Annotated in this window: 18 protein-coding genes and 1 other annotated feature; of the genes, 14 read left to right on the forward strand and 4 right to left on the reverse strand. The window is 32.9% G+C overall.

Annotation, left to right across the window (positions count from 1 at the left end; all coding sequences use genetic code 11):
• Positions 1 to 169: 169 nt before the first annotated feature.
• A complete protein-coding gene (locus ACZM4J_RS06555) occupies positions 170 to 1,276 on the reverse strand; it encodes a prephenate dehydrogenase/arogenate dehydrogenase family protein (protein ID WP_489485863.1) in 1,107 nt (368 codons plus the stop codon).
• Between the two features lie 287 nt (positions 1,277 to 1,563).
• On the opposite strand from ACZM4J_RS06555, the gene ACZM4J_RS06560 reads away from it, so the two are divergent.
• The 12 genes from ACZM4J_RS06560 to leuS all read left to right on the forward strand — a co-directional run bounded on the left by ACZM4J_RS06560 (position 1,564) and on the right by leuS (position 17,369).
• Positions 1,564 to 3,642, forward strand: a complete 2,079-nt coding sequence (locus ACZM4J_RS06560) for an elongation factor G (RefSeq protein WP_489485865.1) — start codon at positions 1,564 to 1,566, stop codon at positions 3,640 to 3,642.
• Positions 3,643 to 3,924: 282 nt separating this feature from the next.
• Positions 3,925 to 4,362 (forward strand): RrF2 family transcriptional regulator, encoded by a 438-nt coding sequence (locus tag ACZM4J_RS06565; protein WP_302689543.1) that lies wholly within the window; start codon positions 3,925 to 3,927, stop codon positions 4,360 to 4,362.
• A gap of 120 nt (positions 4,363 to 4,482) precedes the next feature.
• On the forward strand, positions 4,483 to 5,625 hold the full coding sequence (locus ACZM4J_RS06570; RefSeq protein ID WP_489485867.1) for a trans-sulfuration enzyme family protein: 1,143 nt from the start codon (positions 4,483 to 4,485) through the stop codon (positions 5,623 to 5,625).
• A gap of 12 nt (positions 5,626 to 5,637) precedes the next feature.
• Complete coding sequence (locus ACZM4J_RS06575) at positions 5,638 to 6,825, forward strand: MalY/PatB family protein (RefSeq protein WP_489485869.1); 1,188 nt, start codon at positions 5,638 to 5,640, stop codon at positions 6,823 to 6,825.
• A 65-nt stretch (positions 6,826 to 6,890) separates the two neighbouring features.
• Positions 6,891 to 7,145, forward strand: a binding site (T-box leader).
• 396 nt (positions 7,146 to 7,541) lie between these two features.
• Positions 7,542 to 8,999 carry an anthranilate synthase component I gene (gene trpE / locus ACZM4J_RS06580; protein WP_412334710.1) on the forward strand — a complete coding sequence of 486 codons (1,458 nt, stop codon included), beginning with the start codon at positions 7,542 to 7,544 and terminating at the stop codon, positions 8,997 to 8,999.
• Positions 8,999 to 9,577: an anthranilate synthase component II gene (locus ACZM4J_RS06585; RefSeq protein ID WP_418261787.1), complete on the forward strand. Its 579-nt coding sequence runs from the start codon at positions 8,999 to 9,001 to the stop codon at positions 9,575 to 9,577. Before trpE ends, ACZM4J_RS06585 begins: the two co-directional genes overlap by 1 nt.
• A gap of 73 nt (positions 9,578 to 9,650) precedes the next feature.
• Complete coding sequence (trpD, locus tag ACZM4J_RS06590; protein WP_489485871.1) at positions 9,651 to 10,661, forward strand: anthranilate phosphoribosyltransferase; 1,011 nt, start codon at positions 9,651 to 9,653, stop codon at positions 10,659 to 10,661.
• Positions 10,662 to 10,670: 9 nt separating this feature from the next.
• Complete coding sequence (gene trpC / locus ACZM4J_RS06595; protein WP_489485873.1) at positions 10,671 to 11,456, forward strand: indole-3-glycerol phosphate synthase TrpC; 786 nt, start codon at positions 10,671 to 10,673, stop codon at positions 11,454 to 11,456.
• Positions 11,449 to 12,633: a tryptophan synthase subunit beta gene (trpB, locus tag ACZM4J_RS06600; RefSeq protein ID WP_489485874.1), complete on the forward strand. Its 1,185-nt coding sequence runs from the start codon at positions 11,449 to 11,451 to the stop codon at positions 12,631 to 12,633. The genes trpC and trpB overlap by 8 nt, the downstream gene beginning before the upstream one ends.
• Positions 12,626 to 13,396 (forward strand): tryptophan synthase subunit alpha, encoded by a 771-nt coding sequence (gene trpA, locus ACZM4J_RS06605; RefSeq protein ID WP_302689535.1) that lies wholly within the window; start codon positions 12,626 to 12,628, stop codon positions 13,394 to 13,396. The genes trpB and trpA overlap by 8 nt, the downstream gene beginning before the upstream one ends.
• 120 nt (positions 13,397 to 13,516) lie before the next feature.
• Positions 13,517 to 14,839, forward strand: coding sequence for an immunoglobulin-like domain-containing protein (locus tag ACZM4J_RS06610; protein ID WP_489485876.1), 1,323 nt, complete (start codon positions 13,517 to 13,519; stop codon positions 14,837 to 14,839).
• A 115-nt stretch (positions 14,840 to 14,954) separates the two neighbouring features.
• Positions 14,955 to 17,369, forward strand: a complete 2,415-nt coding sequence (leuS, locus tag ACZM4J_RS06615) for a leucine--tRNA ligase (RefSeq protein ID WP_489485878.1) — start codon at positions 14,955 to 14,957, stop codon at positions 17,367 to 17,369.
• 65 nt (positions 17,370 to 17,434) lie between these two features.
• Here the strand turns inward: leuS and ACZM4J_RS06620 are convergent, their stop codons facing one another.
• The 3 genes from ACZM4J_RS06620 to ACZM4J_RS06630 all read right to left on the reverse strand — a co-directional run bounded on the left by ACZM4J_RS06620 (position 17,435) and on the right by ACZM4J_RS06630 (position 18,646).
• Complete coding sequence (locus ACZM4J_RS06620; RefSeq protein ID WP_022165351.1) at positions 17,435 to 17,725, reverse strand: hypothetical protein; 291 nt, start codon at positions 17,723 to 17,725, stop codon at positions 17,435 to 17,437.
• A 105-nt stretch (positions 17,726 to 17,830) separates the two neighbouring features.
• Complete coding sequence (locus tag ACZM4J_RS06625) at positions 17,831 to 18,196, reverse strand: hypothetical protein (protein ID WP_118436425.1); 366 nt, start codon at positions 18,194 to 18,196, stop codon at positions 17,831 to 17,833.
• Positions 18,197 to 18,391: 195 nt separating this feature from the next.
• Positions 18,392 to 18,646, reverse strand: coding sequence for a chorion class high-cysteine HCB protein 13 (locus ACZM4J_RS06630; protein ID WP_117999479.1), 255 nt, complete (start codon positions 18,644 to 18,646; stop codon positions 18,392 to 18,394).
• 276 nt (positions 18,647 to 18,922) lie between these two features.
• Between ACZM4J_RS06630 and ACZM4J_RS06635 the strand changes: the two genes are divergently transcribed.
• The gene (locus ACZM4J_RS06635; protein ID WP_489485880.1) at positions 18,923 to 19,846 is read left to right on the forward strand and encodes a S8 family peptidase; all 924 of its coding nucleotides are present in this window, start codon (positions 18,923 to 18,925) and stop codon (positions 19,844 to 19,846) included.
• 327 nt (positions 19,847 to 20,173) lie between these two features.
• Entirely contained in the window at positions 20,174 to 21,385 is a 1,212-nt protein-coding gene (locus tag ACZM4J_RS06640) for an NADP-dependent isocitrate dehydrogenase (protein ID WP_489485904.1), read from the forward strand.
• The last annotated feature ends 17 nt before the right edge of the window (positions 21,386 to 21,402 follow it).

Below are 21,402 nucleotides of genomic sequence, written 5' to 3' on the forward strand. Positions count from 1 at the left end.
TGCCATAATTAAGGCCTCCTATAATAATAAATTTTATCATAGAAGGCCTATTAATTATATTTAAATATTTAATTTACAGAAAAACTTTCACACTCTCGTCTTGGCCAATTACAAAATACAATGTAACAATTTTGTAATATTTAGACAATAGGAGATTACTGGAAAAAAATTAGTGTTTAAAAACTTTGTATCTGTGTTTTTCTAACTGTTCCATAGCTTTCTCTGATGAAGCCTGGTCATAAAATGAAATCTTTAAAACACCTTCTTCATGTTCACGGTTATGAATAATACCGATGTTCTTAATACTAACACCATTTGTAGCAAGAATTGTAGCAATAGTGGCAATGGCACCTGATTCATCAATAATATCGCAGAATATGTTGTAACTTCTTTGAATTATACTGTTGTTATGCTCGTCAATGTTGTCTCTATAATCTCTGCTTTCTGCAATCATATGATTAATGGCCAGACCGTTCTTTGTGTCTAACTCATTCTTAACTTTTTCCAAATCTTTTATATATAAATCAAGCATTTCACTTATATTATCGTTGTTTGTCATGCATATCTGCTCCCACATTTCCGGAGAAGAAGAAGCAATTCTTGTAATATCCTTAAAACCGCCGGCAGCTAATGTTTTCATATATTCTTTATCACTGTCATTATGTTTTACCAAATTAACAAGGCTTGAAGCAATTAAATGTGGCAAATGACTAATGGCTGCAACAACTCTGTCATGTTCCTTGTATGAAATTTCTACAGGAATTGCACCAATGTCAGAAACAATTTCAGTGTATTCTTTAACATATTCCTGTTTAACGTTTTCGGTAGGAGTAATGGCATAGTAGGCGTTTTCAAGCAAACGGTCACTTGCATGTTCGTAACTTGTTTTTTCTGAACCTGCCATTGGATGGCCACCTATGAAATTATCTTCTAAAGAAAGAGCCTTAACTGCTTCGTGTATATTTGTTTTTACACTGCCAACATCTGTAATAATGCATGTTGGTTTAATTATATCTTTTAAAATAGTTAAGTATTCTACATTACGTTCAACGGGTGTACACAGAAAAATATAATCGCATTCAGAAAATCTTTCATCAACAGTATCTAATGCAATGTTTGCTGTGCCGTCATTTATTGCTAAAACACGAGGTTTCGCCCCTCTATTATAAACTATGATTTTGCAACTTGGATAGACACGTCTTAAAGCCTTTGCAACCGAGCCACCAATTAGTCCAATACCTACAAAACCAAATGTTAAATCATCTTTTCTTCTCATTATGTTCTCCTGTCATGTATAAATTGCTTAATTAAGTCTAATATAGATAATTATGTTAAGCAAGCTTAAACTTAAAAACTTTAAAGTGTAAAACTTCAACGCTTTAAAGCTTAACACTTTAAAGTAAATATAGCAACACTTTGTTAAAAATATAACCTTTCTTGTATTACGTTTATAAGTAAAGTAAAATAGTATTTAAGTAATAAAACCTTAATAAAATATTAAATAAGGAGGAAAGTTAAGAGGTTTTAGTTCGGTGAAAAGACAATTGAATAAGGAGGCTTGTTATGAAGATTTATGAAACACAGAATATTAGAAATGTTGTTTTTTTAGGACATGGCGGAGCCGGAAAAACAACATTTGCTGAGGCAGTAGCTTTTGCTACAAAGACTATTTCCAGAATGGGACGCATAGATGATGGAAATACAATTTCAGATTATGACAAGGAGGAAATCAAGCGTAAGTTTTCCATAAGTGCATCTGTTATACCAATAGAGTGGAACGGATTGAAAATTAACATATTAGATGCACCGGGATATTTTGATTTTGTCGGTCAGATGGAAGATGCCATGAGTGTTGCGGACGCTGCTGTAATTGTGGTTAATGGAAAGACAGGAGTAGAAGTAGGAACGGTTAAAGCCTGGGAAACATGTGAGCGTAGAAAAATCCCATGTATATTTTTAGTTACCAATATAGATGATTCCAATGCAAAATACATGGAAATTGTAGAACAGTTAAAGTCAAGATTCGGCAAGAAGATAGCACCATTTCATTTGCCAATTATGGAGAATGACAAATTAATTGGTTATGTAAACGTAGTGAAAATGGGTGGTAGAAAGTTCATTGATAATTTGGGTAATTATGATGAAATGGAAATTCCTGAATCAATTACAAGTAAATTAGTTCCGGTTAGAGAGCAGTTAATGGAGGCTGTTGCAGAATCTGATGAAGAATTAATGGATAAGTATTTTTCAGGCGTAGATTTTACATACGAGGAAATATCAAAAGCATTAAGAAAGAGTGTAATTAATTGTGATATTGTTCCCGTACAAATTGCATCAGGAGTAACCTGCCAGGGTGTAAATAGTTTCTTACAGACCTGTGAGAAATATTTTCCATCAGCAGATAAGGCAGAAGTTTTGAAAAAAGCAACAAACATAGAAAACGATGAAGAAGTGGTTGCAGATTTTGACAACTCAAAACCTGTTTCTGCTTATGTATTTAAAACAATAATGGATCCATTTGTTGGAAAATATTCTTTAGTAAAAGTAAGAACAGGCATATTAAAAACAGGTGATGTTGTTTACAATCCAACAAAAAATATAGAAGAAAAATTAAACAAACTGTATGTTATTTGCGGAAAGAATGTTACTGAAGTAAGTGAATTGCACTCAGGAGATATTGGGGCAATAGGTAAGCTTACAAGCACAAGAACAGGAGATACTTTATCAACGAAACAGTGGCCAATTGTATATCATCCAACAACAATGTCAAAGCCTTATGCGTATATGGCATATAGAGCTGAGAAAAAGGGGGATGAGGACAAATTAGCTCAGGCACTTACTAAATTATGTATTGAAGACTTGACTTTGAAGTCAGTTATTGATGCGGAAAATAAACAATCTCTTCTTTACGGAATCGGTCATCAGCAATTGGAAGTTGTTGCATCTAAACTGAAAGACAGATACAAAGTAGATGTTATTTTAGAACGACCAAAAGTTCCATTTAAAGAAACAATAAGGAGTAAGGCACAGGTTCAGGGTAAACACAAAAAACAGTCAGGCGGTCATGGACAATATGGTGATGTTGTAATTGAGTTTGAACCATCAGGTGACTTATCAAAACCTTATATTTTTGATGAAAAAATATTTGGTGGAGCTGTGCCAAAAAATTATTTCCCGGCAGTTGAAAAAGGAATTCAGGAATGTGTAAAAGAGGGTCCATTGGCAGGTTATCCTGTTGTTGGCATTAAGGCTACATTAACAGATGGTTCATACCATCCTGTTGATTCTTCTGAAATGGCATTTAAGATGGCAACAATAATAGCTTTTAAGAAAGGCTTTATGGAAGCTAATCCTGTACTGTTAGAACCAATTGCTATGGTTACAATTATAGCACCGGAAAAATATTCAGGTGATATTCTTGGAGATTTGAATAAAAGACGTGGTCGTGTATACAATATGAATTCTGATAATGGAAAACAGATTATAGAAGCTGAAATACCATTACTTGAAATGTATGAATATTCAACTTCACTTCGTTCAATGACAGGGGGAAGTGGTGAATTTGAATATGTTGTATCCAGATACGAACAGGCACCACCTGATGTACAGGAAAAAGAAATAGCAAAATCCAAACAGGGTTAAGATTTTAAATAGAAATTATATAATCACTCCTTAAGGGTAGGGGATTAGTTGTATTGATTATAGTTGCAAGGCAGCAATGATTAGTGCAATTAATCTCCTGTTTTTTTTGTAATAAAGTATATACTTGGTATCTGGAGTGTTGCAAGCAGTATTTTATAATTAAAATATTTAATTCATATAAAAATAGTATGTTTTAGTTGACATTTATATAAAATAAAGGTAATATACTTTATATCCTACTAAACATATAGGATTAATTAAAAAAAGGAAAAGAGATGTAATATGAAGTTATCAAAGAAAAGCAGATATGGAATAATAGCATTAATAGACTTATCTATTAATTCAAAAAACGGTCATGTGAAACTTAGCAGTATTGCAGAAAGAAATGATATATCTTTACAGTATCTTGAACAGGTTTTTGCAGGACTAAGAAGACATGGAATTATTAAAAGTATTAAAGGTGCCCAGGGTGGATATTTATTAAATCAGAGTGCTAAGGACATTACTGTGGCATCAATTATTGAAGCACTTGACGGAACTTATAAGATTGAAAAAGAGTATGAAGGGCAGGGCAATATAGCAGAACAGGTTATTGAAGAATCAGTAATTGATAAAGTAAATGAAAAACTTGATGAAGTATTACTTAATATTTCATTAGAAGACTTAGAAAAAGATTATTTACAAAGTAATGATTTTAGTCAGTACATGTATTACATTTAAGCTTATTTAAAAATCACAGTTGTTAAAAACGAACACATAATGCCAATGTGATTAAGTTGGAAGGTTCCACCCCCTAGTATATTTAACTAGAAAACAAAATCAGAAATAGGAGAAAGAACGATGAATTACAATATAGAAACAAAATGCATACATGGAGATAATGAAACCAATAAGGACGTATTTGGTTCAGTGAGTGTTCCAATATATCAGACTGCAACTTTTGCACATCCCGGAATTGGAGAATCAACAGGTCATAACTATACAAGAGAAAGCAACCCAACAAGAGATACATTAGAAAATATTGTGTCTTCTTTAGAAGGGGCAATTGATACTGTAGCATGTTCCAGCGGTATGGCAGCAATAAGACTTTGTATGGAATTATTTAGCAGAGGGGATCACATAATATGCACAGAGGATTTATATGGTGGCTCAGTTCGAATATTTGACACTATAGGGACTAATCAGGGATTGGAATTCTCATATATTGACACATCAGATATTGAAGTTTTGAAAGAAACAATAAAAGAAAATACAAAGGCAGTTTATATAGAAACTCCAAGCAATCCTACAATGAAAGTAACTGACTTGCACGAAGTTGTTAAGTTGGCAAATGAAAAGAATTTAATTGTAATAGTAGATAATACTTTTTTAACACCATATTTTCAAAAGCCACTGCAGCTAGGTGCTCATATAGAGATTCACAGTGGAACAAAATTTCTCGGTGGTCATAACGATACTTTGGCAGGTTTTTTGTCAACTAATAATAAAGAAATTGCAGAAAAAATACGTTTTGCATACAAGACTACAGGATTTTGTCTTTCACCATTTGACAGTTTTTTAATTATACGTGGAATTAAAACTTTATCAGTAAGACTGGAAAGACAGCAGGAAAATGCAATCAAAATAGCTAACTGGTTAAAGAAGCAACCAAAGGTAAAAAAGGTTTATTATATTGGTTTAGAAGAGCATCCGGGATATGAAATCAACAAAAAACAGGCAACAGGTTTTGGCAGCATGATTTCATTTAAAGTTGATTCAGAAGAAACAGCAAGAAATATTTTGGAAAAAGTTAAGGTCATAGCCTTTGCTGAAAGTTTAGGTGGTGTTGAATCATTGATAACATACCCAATGTTTCAAACACATCCTGATGTTCCAAAAGAAAAAAGAGAACAGTTAGGAATTACGGAAGACTTTTTAAGAATATCAGTAGGAATTGAAAATGTTGATGACTTAATAAGAGATTTGGAACAGGCATTTCAATAGTTTGGAGGAAAAATGAAATACGATTTTAATAAAATAATAAATAGAAATAATACAAGAAGTTTAAAATATGATTTTGCAAAAGAGAGAAACATGCCAGAAGATTTGTTACCTTTATGGGTTGCAGACATGGATTTTCAAACTTCACCTGAAATTATTGAGGCATTAAATAAAGCAGTAAGTCACGGTATATATGGCTACAGTGAAGGTAAAGAAGAATATTTTGATGCAGTATACAATTGGTATAATGATAATTTTAATTGGCAGGTAAAAAAAGAATGGCTAATAAAAACACCGGGTGTAGTATTTGCCATAGTATTGGCAATTAATGCACTTACTAATGAAGGTGATAGTGTATTAATTCAAAATCCTGTATATTACCCATTTACTGAAGTAATTATTGATAATAATAGAAAATTAGTGAACAATTCTTTAGTTAGAAATGGCAAAAAATATGAAATTGATTTTGAAGATTTTGAAAAGAAAATAAAAGAAAATAATGTTAAGTTATTTATTTTATGTAGTCCACATAATCCGGTTGGTAGAGTCTGGAAAAAGTGGGAGTTAGAAAAGATAGGAGATATTTGTCTGAAACACAATGTAAAAATTGTAAGTGATGAAATTCACAGTGACTTTGTTTATCCTGAAAATAAGCATATTGTATTTTCATCATTAGATGAAAAATATCAGAATATAACAATTACATGTACAGCACCAACCAAAACATTTAATCTTGCAGGACTTCAAATTTCAAATATTTTTATTCCTAATCTTGAAATTAGAAAAAAAGTATTAAAGCAACTGGATAAGGTTGGTTACAGTCAGGTTAATTTAATGGGACTTGTAGCATGCGAGGCAGCATATAAATATGGTAGACAATGGCTGAATGAATTGAAAGAATATTTATTAGATAATCTTAATTTCTTAAGAGATTATCTAGAAACAAATACACCACAGATAAAATTAATTGAACCTGAAGGAACATATCTGATTTGGCTTGATTGTAGTGCGTTAGGTTTTGAGGACAAAGAACTTGAAAAGTTTATCGTTGAAAAAGCCAAACTGTGGCTTGACTCAGGATATATCTTTGGAAAAGAAGGAGAAGGCTTCCAGAGAATCAATATTGCATGTCCAAGAGAAACATTGAAAAAAGCATTAGAACAGCTAAAAGAGTCAGTTGATGAAATAAAAAGCATAAAATAAATCAAGAATACATTAAATATGTGGGTTGACATTAACGCTTTAGTAGACTAAAATTTAAACACATTGTGAAACCGTTGATTAAGAGTAAGTAATCGTATGGGACGTTTTTCAGAGAGTTGTCGGTTGGTGTGAGGCAACAAACTAACAGCGATGAATGGACTTAAGAGGGCAGCTTGAAACCATATTATTAGGTAGTAGACGCTGACGGAGACTCACCGTTAAAAGAGTAAGCATATGATGGTATGCTGTTGAGAGAATGTGTTATACATTAATTTGGGTGGCACCGCAGAAGTTGAATTTATAAGGCTTTTGTCCCTTTACGTTATAGACGTGAAGAGACAGGGCCTTTTTTTTGTTACTGTTTAGAACAGCGTTTTCGTATAAGTGAATATTTTTTTGAAGCTTGCTTATAAAAAAATATTCACTTATACGAAAACATTGAGCGGTCAGCTCAAGTGAGATGAAGTACACAAAGTGTACGGAATCGAACTGTTCTAAACGGATAGGAGCATCTAAAAGAAATATTTTTGAAGCTTGCTTATAAAAAAATATTCACTTATACGAAAACATTGAGCGGTCAGCTCAAGTGAGATGAAGTACACAAAGTGTACGGAATCGAACTGTTCTAACAAGCGAAGACCAACTTTAACAGCCGGAAATCATAGGCGCTATTTAACTGAAATAATTAAACAGTCAGATATGCGAGAGGAGAACATATGAAAACACAAAGCTTTGAAGAAATCGAAGAATTAACAAAGGACTATAGCATGATTCCTATTTGCAAGGAAATATATGCTGATGTTATTACTCCAATTTCACTTTTAAGAAAAATGGAAGAATTTGGTAAAAACTTTTTCTTGCTTGAAAGTGTAGAAGGTGGAGAAAAATGGGCAAGATATTCTTTTTTAGGTTATGAACCTGTTTTGCACATAACATGCAAGAATGGAAAGGTAACCCAGAAAAGTGGCGAGATTGAAACTACTGTAACAATGGATCCAATGGATGCACTAAGAAAACAGTTAGAAAAATATAAGTCACCTAAAATTGAAGGAATGCCAACTTTTACCGGTGGTTTTGTTGGATATTTTGGATACGAAATGATTGGCTATGCTGAACCTAAATTAAATTTAAAAGAAAGCAATGTTGATGATTATCATTTAATGCTTTTTGACAAGGTAATTGCTTTTGATCATTTAAGACAAAAAATATTATTAATTGCAAACATGAAGTCAAAAGATGGTCATCAGGGATATAACGGAGCTTTACTTGAAATTGAAAAAATGATTTCACTTATAAATGAACAAAGTCCATTACCTGAGTATCATGCACAGGAAAATGTAGATTTTAAATGTAATGTTTCTAAAGAAGAATATTGCAACATGATTGAAAAAACAAAGGCATATATCAGAGAGGGTGATATTTTTCAGGGCGTTATTTCAAGAAGATTTGAAGCTGAATATAACAGCAGTTTAATGAACGCCTATAGAGTTTTAAGAACTACTAATCCTTCGCCTTATATGTATTTTATCCAGTCAGAAGATATGCAGATAGCAGGTGCCTCTCCTGAAACAATGGTTAAATTAGTAGATGGCAAATTAACAACATTTCCTGTTGCCGGAACAAGACCAAGAGGTAAAAATCAGGAAGAAGATAAAGCTTTAGAAGAAGGTCTTTTAAAAGATGAGAAAGAATTAGCAGAACATAATATGTTAGTTGATTTGGCACGTAACGACATTGGAAGAATTGCAAAATATGGAAGTGTTTATTTAGAAGATTATATGAAGATTCATAGATTTTCAAAAGTAATGCATATTGCTTCAACTGTATGTGGAGAGTTAAGAGAGGATAAAGACAGTTGTGATACAGTTTCAGCACTTTTACCGGCAGGCACATTGTCAGGTGCACCAAAGTTTAGAGCCTGTGAAATTATTGATGAATTAGAAAAAGAACCAAGAGGTGTATACGGTGGAGCCATTGGTTATATTGATTTGTCAGGAAATTTAGATGTATGTATTGCAATTAGAACAGCAGTTAAAAAAGGAAATAAGGTATATGTTCAGGCAGGTGCAGGAATTGTTGCAGACAGCGTACCTGAAAGCGAATATATGGAATGTGCTCATAAAGCAGGGGCAGTAATAGATGCAATTAAACGAGGAAGTGAGGTAAACAAGTAATGGTTTTATTAATAGATAATTATGATAGTTTCTCTTATAACCTTGTTCAATTATTTGGAAAATTAACTGACGGAAAAGTTAAGGTAGTAAGAAATGATGAATATAAAATTGATGACATTAGAAAATTAAATCCTACACATATTATTTTATCTCCGGGACCTGGAAAGCCGGAAAATGCAGGTATATGCGAAGAGGTGGTAGAAAAGCTTAAGGGCGAATATCCAATTTTAGGAGTTTGCTTGGGACATCAGAGTATTTGTGAGGTATTTGGTGCACAGGTTACTTACGCAAAACAATTGATGCATGGGAAACAAAGCAACATGACAATTACAAATGACAGTCCGATTTTTAAAGGGATGGATTCACCATTTAAAGGTGCAAGATACCATTCGTTGTCGGCTAATCCTGATACAATACCCGAGGAATTGGAAGTTATAGCTATTGATGAATGTGACAATGAAATAATGGCTGTCCAACACAAAAAATATAAAATTTACGGTTTACAGTTTCATCCGGAATCAGTTATGACACCTGAAGGAGAAAAAATCGTAGATAACTTTTTAAAGATTAAAAAATAAATTAAAAAGATTATTATTTATAGATAAGTATACGAAATTAAATTCAATAAATAAAAAAATTGGAGGTTTAAGTATGATTAAAGAAGCCATAGATAAATTAGTGAATAAACAGGACTTAACTTTTGATGAAGCAAAAGAAGTTATGAATGAAATTATGAGCGGTGAAACACCTGATACATTAATTAGTGCTTATTTAGTAGCACTTAGAATGAAAGGGGAAACTATTGAAGAAATATCAGGTTCAGCGAAAGGTATGCGTGATAATGGAACAAAATTGTCACATGACATGGAGGTCCTTGAAATTGTAGGAACAGGTGGAGATAAGGCAAATACATTTAATATTTCCACAACATCAGCATTTGTAGCGGCAGCGGCAGGTTGTAAAGTGGCAAAGCATGGTAACAGAGGCGTTTCAAGTAAGTCAGGTGCTGCAGATGTTTTGGAAGCCTTAGGGGCAAACATAACAGTAGAACCTGAAAAGAGCAAAGAGTTGTTAGACAAAGTTGGTTTTTGCTTCTTATTTGCACAGAAATATCATCCTGCAATGAGATTCGTTGGTCCTGTTAGAGGAGCCTTAGGACTTAGAACAATTTTCAATGTTTTAGGACCTTTAACTAATCCGGCAGGTGCATCAATGGATATTATTGGTGTGTATGAAGAAGAATTAGTAGAGCCGGTTGCACAGGTACTTATAAATCTTGGAGTTAAGAAAGGTATGGTTGTTTTTGGTCAGGACACAATGGATGAGATTACACCTAGTACAAAAACAACAGTTTGTGAAATTAGAAATGGTGAAATAAAATCTTACGAAATCAATCCTGAAGACTATGGAATCTCAATTTGTAAGAAGTCTGATTTGGAAGGTGGAGACGGAACAGAAAATGCTCAGATTACAAAAGAAATTTTAAGTAGAAAACTTCAGGGACCAAAGAAAGACGCAGTTTTATTAAATGCAGGTGCTTGTATTTATGTTCAAAATGACCATTTAACATACGAAGAAGCAATCAATATTGCAAGAGAAACAATTAACAGCGGAAAAGCATACGAAAAATTACAGGCTTACATAGAAGAAAGCAATAAGTAAAGGAGTTATATGATTTTAGATAAACTAGCACAATCAACAAGAAAAAGAGTTGAATTGGAAAAAGCAAACATTCCTTTAGAATTAGTAAAAGAGAAGGCTTTAAATATGCCAAAAGGAAATTTAGAATTTGAAAAAGCTTTAGCCCAAAAAGGCATTAATTTTATATGCGAAGTAAAAAAAGCCTCACCATCAAAAGGAATTATTGCCGAAGATTTTCCTTATATAGAAATAGCAAAGGAATATGAGAAGGCAGGAGCAAGCTGTATTTCAGTTTTAACAGAGCCTGAGTATTTTAAAGGTGATAAAAAGTACTTAAAAGAAATAAGCGAAAATGTATCAATACCATTAATTAGAAAAGATTTTGTTGTTGATGAGTATATGATATATGACGGAAAAATTCATGGTGCATCTGCTGTACTCTTGATTTGTTCATTGCTTGATGAAGACACAATAAGAAAGTACATAGAAATCTGCGACAGTCTTGGTATGTCAGCATTAGTTGAAGCCCATGATGAAGAAGAAATTGAAAAAGCAATAAAAAGCGGTGCAAGAATAATCGGTGTAAATAACAGAGATTTAAAAACTTTTACAGTGGATATTGGAAATAGCGAAAGATTAAGAAAGCTTGTGCCGGATAATATTTTATTTGTTGCTGAAAGTGGTATTAAAAGCAACATAGAAATTGAAAGATTAAAAAAAGCTAACGTAAATGGTGTGCTTATTGGAGAAACATTTATGAAAGCTGAAAATAAAAGACAAATGTTACAACAATTAAAAGGAGAAGATGATGAGTAAAGGAAGATTTGGTATACATGGTGGACAGTATGTTCCGGAAACATTAATGACAGCGGTAAATGAAGTTGAAGAAGCTTACAATCATTACAAAAATGATTCGGAGTTTAATAAGGAATTAACAGACCTTTTAAATAATTATGCAGGAAGACCTTCATTATTATATTATGCTGAAAAAATGACAAAGGATTTAGGTGGTGCAAAAATCTATTTAAAGAGAGAAGATTTAAACCATACAGGTTCTCATAAAATTAATAATGTTTTAGGTCAGGTTTTACTTGCAAAGAAAATGGGTAAAACAAGAGTTATTGCAGAAACAGGAGCAGGTCAGCATGGTGTGGCAACAGCAACAGCTGCAGCACTTATGGATATGGAATGTGAAATCTATATGGGAAAAGAAGACTGTGAACGTCAGGCTTTAAATGTGTTTAGAATGGAACTTTTAGGCGCTAAGGTTCATCCTGTTACAAGTGGTACAATGACATTAAAAGATGCAGTAAATGAGGCAATGAGAGAATGGACAAATAGAATGGATGATACATTATACGTATTAGGTTCTGTTATGGGGCCACATCCTTTCCCAACAATTGTTAGAGATTTCCAGAGTGTTATTAGTAAGGAAATTAAAGAACAGATTATGGAAGCAGAAGGTAGACTTCCTGATGGGGTTATTGCCTGTGTAGGTGGTGGCTCAAATGCCATGGGTGCATTTTATAATTTTATTGAAGACAAAGATGTAGCATTAATCGGATGTGAAGCAGCGGGCCTTGGCATAGATAATCCTAAAAATGCTGCAACTATCGCAAATGGTACAGAAGGGATTTTCCAAGGAATGAAATCTTTATTCTGTCAGAATGATGATGGACAGATAGCACCTGTTTATTCAATTTCAGCAGGATTAGACTATCCGGGAATTGGACCAGAACATGCAAATTTACATGATACAGGAAGAGCAAAATATGTTCCAATTACTGATGTGGAAGCAGTTGAGGCTTTTGAATATTTATCAAGAACGGAAGGTATAATTCCAGCAATTGAAAGTTCACATGCCATTGCTTATGCAATGAAGTATGCAAAGACACTTGATAAGGACAAAATTATTGTAGTAAATGTTTCAGGTCGTGGTGACAAGGACGTAGCAGCAATAGCAAGATATAGAGGAGTACAGATTTATGAGTAAAGTAAGTGATGCATTTAAGAATGGAAAAGCTTTCATAGCTTTTGTAACAGGAGGAGATCCTGATTTAGAAACAACACAAAAATTAATTATAGAAATGGAAAAAAGCGGAGCAGATATCATTGAAGTTGGTATACCTTTTTCTGATCCAATAGCAGAAGGACCTGTAATTCAGAAAGCAGATTTAAGAGCTCTGCAGGGTGGATGTACAACAGACAAATTGTTTGATGCCATAAAGGAAATAAAAGAACAGGTAAATATACCTTTAGTATTTATGACATATGTAAATGTAATTTACCGTTATGGAACAGAAAAGTTCATGGCAAGATGTGTTGAATGTGGAATCTCAGGTGTTATCGTACCTGACTGCCCATACGAAGAAAGAGATGAGTTAGCACCTTTCTGTAAGGAAGCAGGCATTGACTTAATACCACTTATTGCTCCAACTTCAGAAGAAAGAATTACAAAAATCGCAAAAACAGCAGAAGGTTTTGTATATGTTGTATCATCTCTTGGGGTTACAGGTATCAGACAGAATATTACAACAGATTTAGGTGCTATGACTAAACTTGTAAAAGAAGCAACAGACGTCCCTTGTGCAATTGGATTTGGTATTGCCAAGCCTGAGCAGGCAAAAAATGTATGCCAGTATGCAGATGGTGCAATTGTAGGAAGCGCCATTGTAAAAATTGTTGCAGAACATGGAAAAGAAAGTGTTCCTTATGTTGGGGAATATGTTAAGAGCATGAAGGATGCAATAAGATAGAAACAATAAAAACAATATAATGAAAGTCACCTTGAAAAATGCTTACAATGTTGTATAATAAATTAGTATGCATAGGCTCAAGGTGGCTTTTTGCGTATAAAAATAAAATGGAGTACGAAATTGGATATTAAAAAGATTGTCAAAGAAAAAAGATTTAAGAATACAGTTATTACTCTTCTTGAAATTTTAATTGTTGCAGGTATTATTTTTGGTGGTCTTATGTTTATTCAAAATAAGGTTACGTCAGAGGCTGACAAAGCAAGTAAACTTTCAGGAAAAGGTGTAGAAGAAGAAACAGAAAATAAAAAGACAGCTTTTTCAGATAGGTATTATATAGAAGTAAATAAGAAACTTAAGGCAGTAATTGTTTATCAGTATTCAAAGGATAAGAAAACAAAAGTGGCTGTTAAGTCTTTTAGATGCTCAGTTGGAAAGAGTCTTCCTAATGGAAATTTTAGAATTAAGTCCAAATATACATGGCTTAATAAATACAGTGGTTGGCACAAGTATAATTCATATTTGGATAAGAATGTATGGATTCAGTCACCATCATACTCAGGTAAGGAAGATTACAAACTGGTCAAATCATCTTATAGGAGCATTGGAAAAAAGAAAGCTTCAGGAAAGAATATTGTTTTAACAGCAAATGACGCTAATTGGATATTTGAAAATTGTAAGAAAAACACATTGGTATCAGTAAAAAAAGGCAAGAAAAAAGATACATTGCCTATAGATTTTTCACCGGTTGTAAAAGTATCCGGAAAATGTGGCTGGGATCCTACAGATCCAAGTGAGGACAATCCTTACAAGAAGATAAAAAACGGTACTGTTGTTAAAGGTTCTCAGACAGTTACTGTTGAAAAAGGACATCAGTTTAATTATTACTGTAATTTAATAGCCTTTGGAACAAAGGGTAAAGATATTACCGGAAGATTGAAACATAATACAGTAGATACTTCAGCAGTTGGAAATTATACTGTGAAATATAAATACAAGTCAAAAGACGGTAAGAAGTACAGCATTTCACAGAAAGTAAAGGTGGTAGATACTACACCACCTGTAGTAAGTTGTAGTAAACAGGTATTTACATTAGAAGTAAAAAGTAAAAGTCCAAATGATATTAATACAAAGAAGAATGTTCAAAAAATCATAGACATGGTTAAGTCTACAGTAACCTGTAATGAACCTACAAGTGAAATAAAAGTATATACACTTGAAAAGGAACAGCTTCGAGAAAGCGAAAAAACACCTGTTGTTGTTAAGGCAAAAGATCTTGCAGGAAATGTTGGCTCATGTCAGGTGCTTTGTGAAATAAAAGTAAAAGAAGATACAGTAAAGAAGAATTTCAAAGTCAATAAGAAATTAGAACAACAGAGAAAAAAGAAAGCAGGTATTGAGCCTGAAACAACCAAAAATAAAAAGAAGTCATCTAAGAAGAAATAATTAATATTTATGATTTTTAGGGACTGTTTATTGAAATTATAAAAGGTAATTATTTAAAGTGCTTATAAGCGCAATTAAGTTTAATTTACATATAAATCTAGGAGGAAAATAAGTTATGGCAACACCTTATAATCATAAGGAAATTGAGAAAAAATGGCGTCATAATTGGGATGTAAATCCTATTAACGCTGACAAAACAAAACCAAAGTATTATTGTCTTGACATGTTCCCATATCCATCAGGATCAGGACTTCATGTAGGACACTGGAGAGGATATGTTATTAGTGATGTTTGGAGTAGATATAAGATGCTTCATGGATATCATATTATTCATCCAATGGGCTGGGATGCATTCGGTTTACCAGCTGAAAACTATGCTATCAAAATGAAAACACACCCATCAATTTCAACAGCAGCAAATATTAAGAATATCAAAAGACAGATTAATGAAATCGCTGCACTTTATGATTGGGACATGGAAGTAAACACAACTGATCCTAACTTCTACAAGTGGACACAGTGGATTTTCGTTCAGATGTTCAAAAAAGGACTTGCTTATCAGAAGCAGATGCCAATTAACTGGTGTCCTTCATGTAAAACAGGTCTTGCAAACGAAGAAGTTGTAAACGGCTGCTGTGAAAGATGTGGAGCAGAAGTTACAAAGAAGAATTTAAATCAGTGGATGTTAAAGATTACAGCATATGCTGACAGATTATTAGCAGATTTAGATAAGCTTGACTGGCCTGAAAAAGTTAAGAAGATGCAAAGTGACTGGATTGGAAAGTCATATGGTGCAGAGGTTGACTTTAAGATTGAAAATACAGAAGACGTTATTACAGTTTATACAACAAGACCTGATACACTTCACGGGGCAACATTTATGGTATTAGCACCTGAACATGAAAAGGCTTTAGGTCTTGCTACACCTGATCAGAAGCCAGCTGTAGAAGAATATATTCAGATGGCAGCAAACAAGTCATCAGTAGACAGACTTCAGGGAAAAGAAAAAACAGGTGTATTTACAGGTAGTTATGCAATTAACCCACTTAATGGTGCAAAGGTTCCAATCTGGCTTTCAGATTATGTATTAGCTGATTACGGAACAGGTGCTATTATGTGTGTACCTGCTCATGATGATAGAGACTTTGAATTTGCAAAGAAGTTTGATATTCCTATTATTCAGGTTATTGCAAAAGACGGAAAAGAAATTGAAAATATGACAGAAGCTTATACAGAAGCTGTTGGAACTATGATTAATTCAGGCGAATGGAATGGTATGGAATCATCAGTTCTTAAGAAGGAAGCTCCTCATATTATTGAAGAAAAGGGCTTTGGTAGAGCAACTGTTAATTACAAATTACGTGACTGGGTATTCTCAAGACAGAGATATTGGGGGGAACCAATTCCAATTATTCATTGTCCTGACTGTGGTCCTGTACCGGTACCTGAAGATCAGTTACCATTATTATTACCTGATGTTGAATCTTATGAGCCAACAGGTACAGGTGAATCACCACTTGCAGCAATTGATGAATGGGTAAACACAACATGTCCATGTTGTGGTAAGCCTGCAAAACGTGAAACAAACACAATGCCTCAGTGGGCAGGTTCATCATGGTATTTCTTAAGATATGTAGATAACAAAAATGATAAAGAACTTGTTTCAAAGCAGAAGGCTCATGATAATTTACCTGTAGATATGTACATCGGTGGTGTTGAGCATGCAGTTCTTCATTTATTATATTCAAGATTCTACACAAAATTCTTATATGATATAGGTGTAGTTGATTTTGAAGAGCCATTTAAGAAGTTATTTAACCAGGGTATGATTACCGGTAAAAATGGTATCAAGATGAGTAAGTCAAAAGGTAACGTTGTTTCACCTGATGATTTAGTAAGAGATTACGGTTGTGATTCATTAAGACTTTATGAAATGTTCGTAGGACCACCTGAACTTGATTCTGAATGGGATGAAAGAGGTATTGATGGTGTTTATAGATTTATTACAAAATTCTGGAAATTAGCAACTGACAGCATTGAAAAAGATGTTAAGGCTACAAAGGAAATGATAAAGATTCGTCACCAGATGGTTCACACTATTACCAAACGTCTTGAAGACTTTAGTTTAAATACTGTTGTTTCAGGATTCATGGAATATAATAATAAGTTAAATGAAATTGCAAAGAGAGAAGGTGGAGTTGATAAAGAAACTATTCAGACATTTACAACTCTTATTGCTCCATTTGCACCTCACATAGCTGAAGAACTTTGGGAGAAACTTGGAAATACAGGTAGCGTATTTGAAAATAACTCATGGCCTGAAGCTGACCAGGAATTAATGAAAGATGATGAAATCAAGATTCCTGTTCAGATTAACGGTAAGACAAAAGAAGTTATTGAAGTACCTGCGGATATTTCAAAAGAAGATGCAATTGCTGCCGGAAAAGAAGCTATTGCAGACAAGATTAACGGAAACATTGTAAAAGAAATCTATGTTCCAGGAAGAATCATTAACTTAGTAGTAAAATAAAATAACAGTGGCAATTAAATCAGTTGTTATTTTGAAAACTATATATTATAAAAGAGAGAAAGCCTTTAGTGCTTTCTCTTTTTACTTAAAGAATTTACAATTTGTTTTACCATATCAACCCGTTTGATTTCTTCAGGAGACATATCTTCTTTTAATACATTAAGAATCAATTCGGTTTCGGCATTTGTGAAATTAATGCCTTGTTTTCCAGCCATGTTAGATTGTCTGATAAAATATGTAAACATATCCTTAGGCTCCATACCTTTTGCACCTTCGATAATATTAGTAAGAACTTCCAGACGTTCTTTTGATATGCCATCTAACACAGGATCATCCATCCATTTGTTGTTGCTCATAAAAACTCCTTAAATTTATTATTTATTTTTATTCTTTAAATAGTATTCAGTTTTATATTGAAAAATACCATTATAATATTATTAATCGTAAAATTACTAATTTAATTAAATTGAACTTGAAAAGTCATCCATAGTTTGGAAAATATCTGCCGTATCCATATCTTTAAACATATCCATCATTTCCATCATGGATTTAATATTTTCCATAGATTCTTTTGTATCCTCATCCATAAACTCCATAATATCACTTAGCATGTTTTCGGTAGATTTACTATGATTTTCATTCATTGTGGTTATTGCTATATTGGAATTAATAAAGGAGGCATTTTCCAATTCTTTAAATTTTATCATTATTCCAAGAAGATTACTTATAGGACCGTCAATGTAAGGAATTACAGCCTTCATAAGCTGCATGGTTTCGTTAGTGACCATACAATCAAATTTTGTTTGTTTATACCTGTTTTTGCACATAAGACTGTAACTCCTTTTGGTTTATTGAAACATAATTATATTGGTAAATTTTATGCCATATAATTAATAAAGATTAATCAATGGCAACAATTATTATAAGCAAAGTAAAAAAATTGCCGTTATATAAATTTAGACTGTTTAATGATTTGTTTAACAGGCAAAATAAATCATATTCGTAATAATCACTATTATTAACTAACAGCCACAACCGCAACCATTACCGCCGTTTCCACCAAAGAAATTTCCGTTTCCACAACCACAACAGCTAAATAAAATAAATAACCAGATTATGCTTGAACAGCAGTCATTTCCGCCGAAGAAACCATTGTTTCCACAGCCATTACCGCATCCACCGCAGAATAAGAGAATAAGAATAAGGAAAAGGCAGTTGTTGTTTCCTCCATCATTACCGCATCCGCATCCACAGTTTGTTGCTGCTAAATCACTCATGTTAAATCTCCTAAAATTTTTACTTACACTAAATAATATGACCTAATGCCTGTCATGTTTACAAAAAAATCAAAAAAGTATTAATGTTCTATTTAATATGATTGTGATGTTATAGCTCCTAAATATTTATTACAGATATTGTTACAAAATGATTATTCATAATTGTGAGAGTATGGGCGTGATGAACTTTGGGAAAGGCAATCTCCATAGACAATTAAAATGTATATGCATATATTAAATTAGAAATAATTAGAAAAAAATAATCTAGGATTTAATATGAATATTGTTAGGCATAAATTAAAAATAAATATAATACATGAAAAGAAAATTATGGGCGAAGATATTGTTGTAGCAGTTTTGGATAGTGGAATTGCCAATCATCCTGATTTTGAAAATAGAATTGTTCTATTTAAAGATTTTACAAAGGAAAGAAGTTTTGATGAAATAGCAGAAAACAAAGTGTATGATGATGAAGGTCATGGAACTCATGTGGCAGGAATAATTGGTGGCAATGGCAATTTGTCAAAAGGTGTGTTCAAAGGTATTGCTCCAAAATCAAACTTAGTATCTTTAAAAGTATTAGACAAAACAGGTAGAGGAATAGAAGAAAATGTAATTGATGGTATACATTGGATTATTGACAATGGAAAAAGTTATGGCATAAAAATTGTTAACATTTCTTTTGGTACTTTGGGTAATGAAAAGGATGAAAACAAAAGACTGCTAAAAGAAGTGGAACTTTTATGGGATTTAGGTTATATAGTAGTGGCTGCCGCAGGTAATAACGGGCCGGGGCCAAGTTCAATTTCCACGCCTGGAGATTGTGGCAAAATTATAACTGTAGGTGCAGAAAATGATAATTTACAGATGAAAGTTAATGGAAAAATTATTTACAACTATTCAGGGCGCGGTCCTACAAAACAATGTATAGTAAAACCTGACATTATAGCACCGGCAAACAATATTATTAGTTGTTGTAATTTGTGGAGAAAAAAATATTTGTATGTGAAGAAAAGTGGCACATCAATGGCCACACCAATTATTACGGGCATTATAGCTTTAATGTTAAGTTGCAATAATAATCTTACAAATACGGAATGTAAAAAAATCCTAAAAAGCAGTGCAACGGATATGTTTATGGACAGAAACAGACAGGGGGCAGGTCTTGTTAATGTATGTGAAATTTTTAAAATAATATAGGGAAAAAATAAGCCTAATTTATCATGTGATAGCGTAAAGGGCATGTATGGAGATTCTTTACTAGTTACTAAAACAAGTGTAACAATTAAAAAAATTGAAGTCTAAAAAGAAATATTACTTCAGAGTAAAAGCTTATAAAAAGTATGGAAGTAGAAAAGTTCTTTCAAAAAAATTGAGTAATGTTAAGAGGGTAAAAATAAAATAAGATTCTTTGCGACAAATAATGTTTTGTTTAAAGGATTACTGTGAAGTCTCTTTGACTTTACATTCCTGTTGAATTTAGATATAATCTACAAGGATACTACAGTAGATTTAGGAGGACTTATGATGGAAAAAATTAAAATGACTACTCCATTAGTAGAAATGGATGGAGACGAAATGACAAGAATTCTTTGGAAAATGATTAAAGATGAGTTATTGTTACCATTCGTAGCTTTAAAGACAGAGTATTATGATTTAGGTTTAAAGTACAGAAATGAAACTAATGATCAGGTTACTTTTGATTCAGCAGAAGCTACAAAGAAATACGGAGTAGCTGTTAAATGTGCAACTATTACACCAAACGCAGCAAGAATGCCTGAATACAATTTAAAGGAAATGTGGAAGAGTCCTAACGGAACTATCAGAGCTATTTTAGATGGTACAGTTTTCAGAGCACCAATTATTGTAAAAGGTATTGAACCTTATGTAAAGAATTGGACAAAGCCAATTACTATTGCACGTCATGCATACGGTGATGTTTATAAGGGTGTTGAAATGAAAATCCCTGCTGCCGGAAAAGCAGAACTTGTATACACAAATGAAGCAGGAGAAGAAACAAGAGAATTAATTCATAACTTTGAAACACCTGGTATTATTCAGGGTATGCACAATATTAATGAATCAATTGAAAGCTTTGCAAGAAGTTGTTTTAATTTTGCCCTTGATACAAAACAGGATTTATGGTTTGCTACAAAAGATACTATTTCAAAGAAGTATGACCATACATTCAAGGATATCTTTAATGATATTTTTGAAGCTGAATATAAAGAAAAATTTGATGCTGCAGGAATCGAATATTTCTATACACTTATCGATGATGCAGTAGCACGTGTTATGAGATCAGAAGGTGGATATATTTGGGCTTGTAAGAACTATGATGGTGACGTTATGTCAGACATGGTTGCTACAGCATTTGGTTCACTTTCAATGATGACATCTGTACTTGCTTCACCAAAGGGATACTACGAATATGAAGCTGCTCATGGTACAGTTCAGAGACATTACTACAAATACTTAAAGGGAGAAGAAACATCAACAAACCCTATTGCAACAATTTTCGCATGGTCAGGTGCTCTTAGAAAGAGGGGCGAAATTGATAATCTTCCTGAACTTATGGCATTTGCAGACAAACTCGAAAAAGCTTGTATCGACACAATCGAAAATGGTGAAATGACAGGTGACTTATATTTAATTTCAACATTAGAAAACAAGAAGAAATTAAATACAGAAGAATTTATTTTAGCAATTAGAAAAACATTAGAATCATTAATGGACTAATTGTACATAATAAATAA

Source organism: Eubacterium sp. (assembly GCF_057858645.1).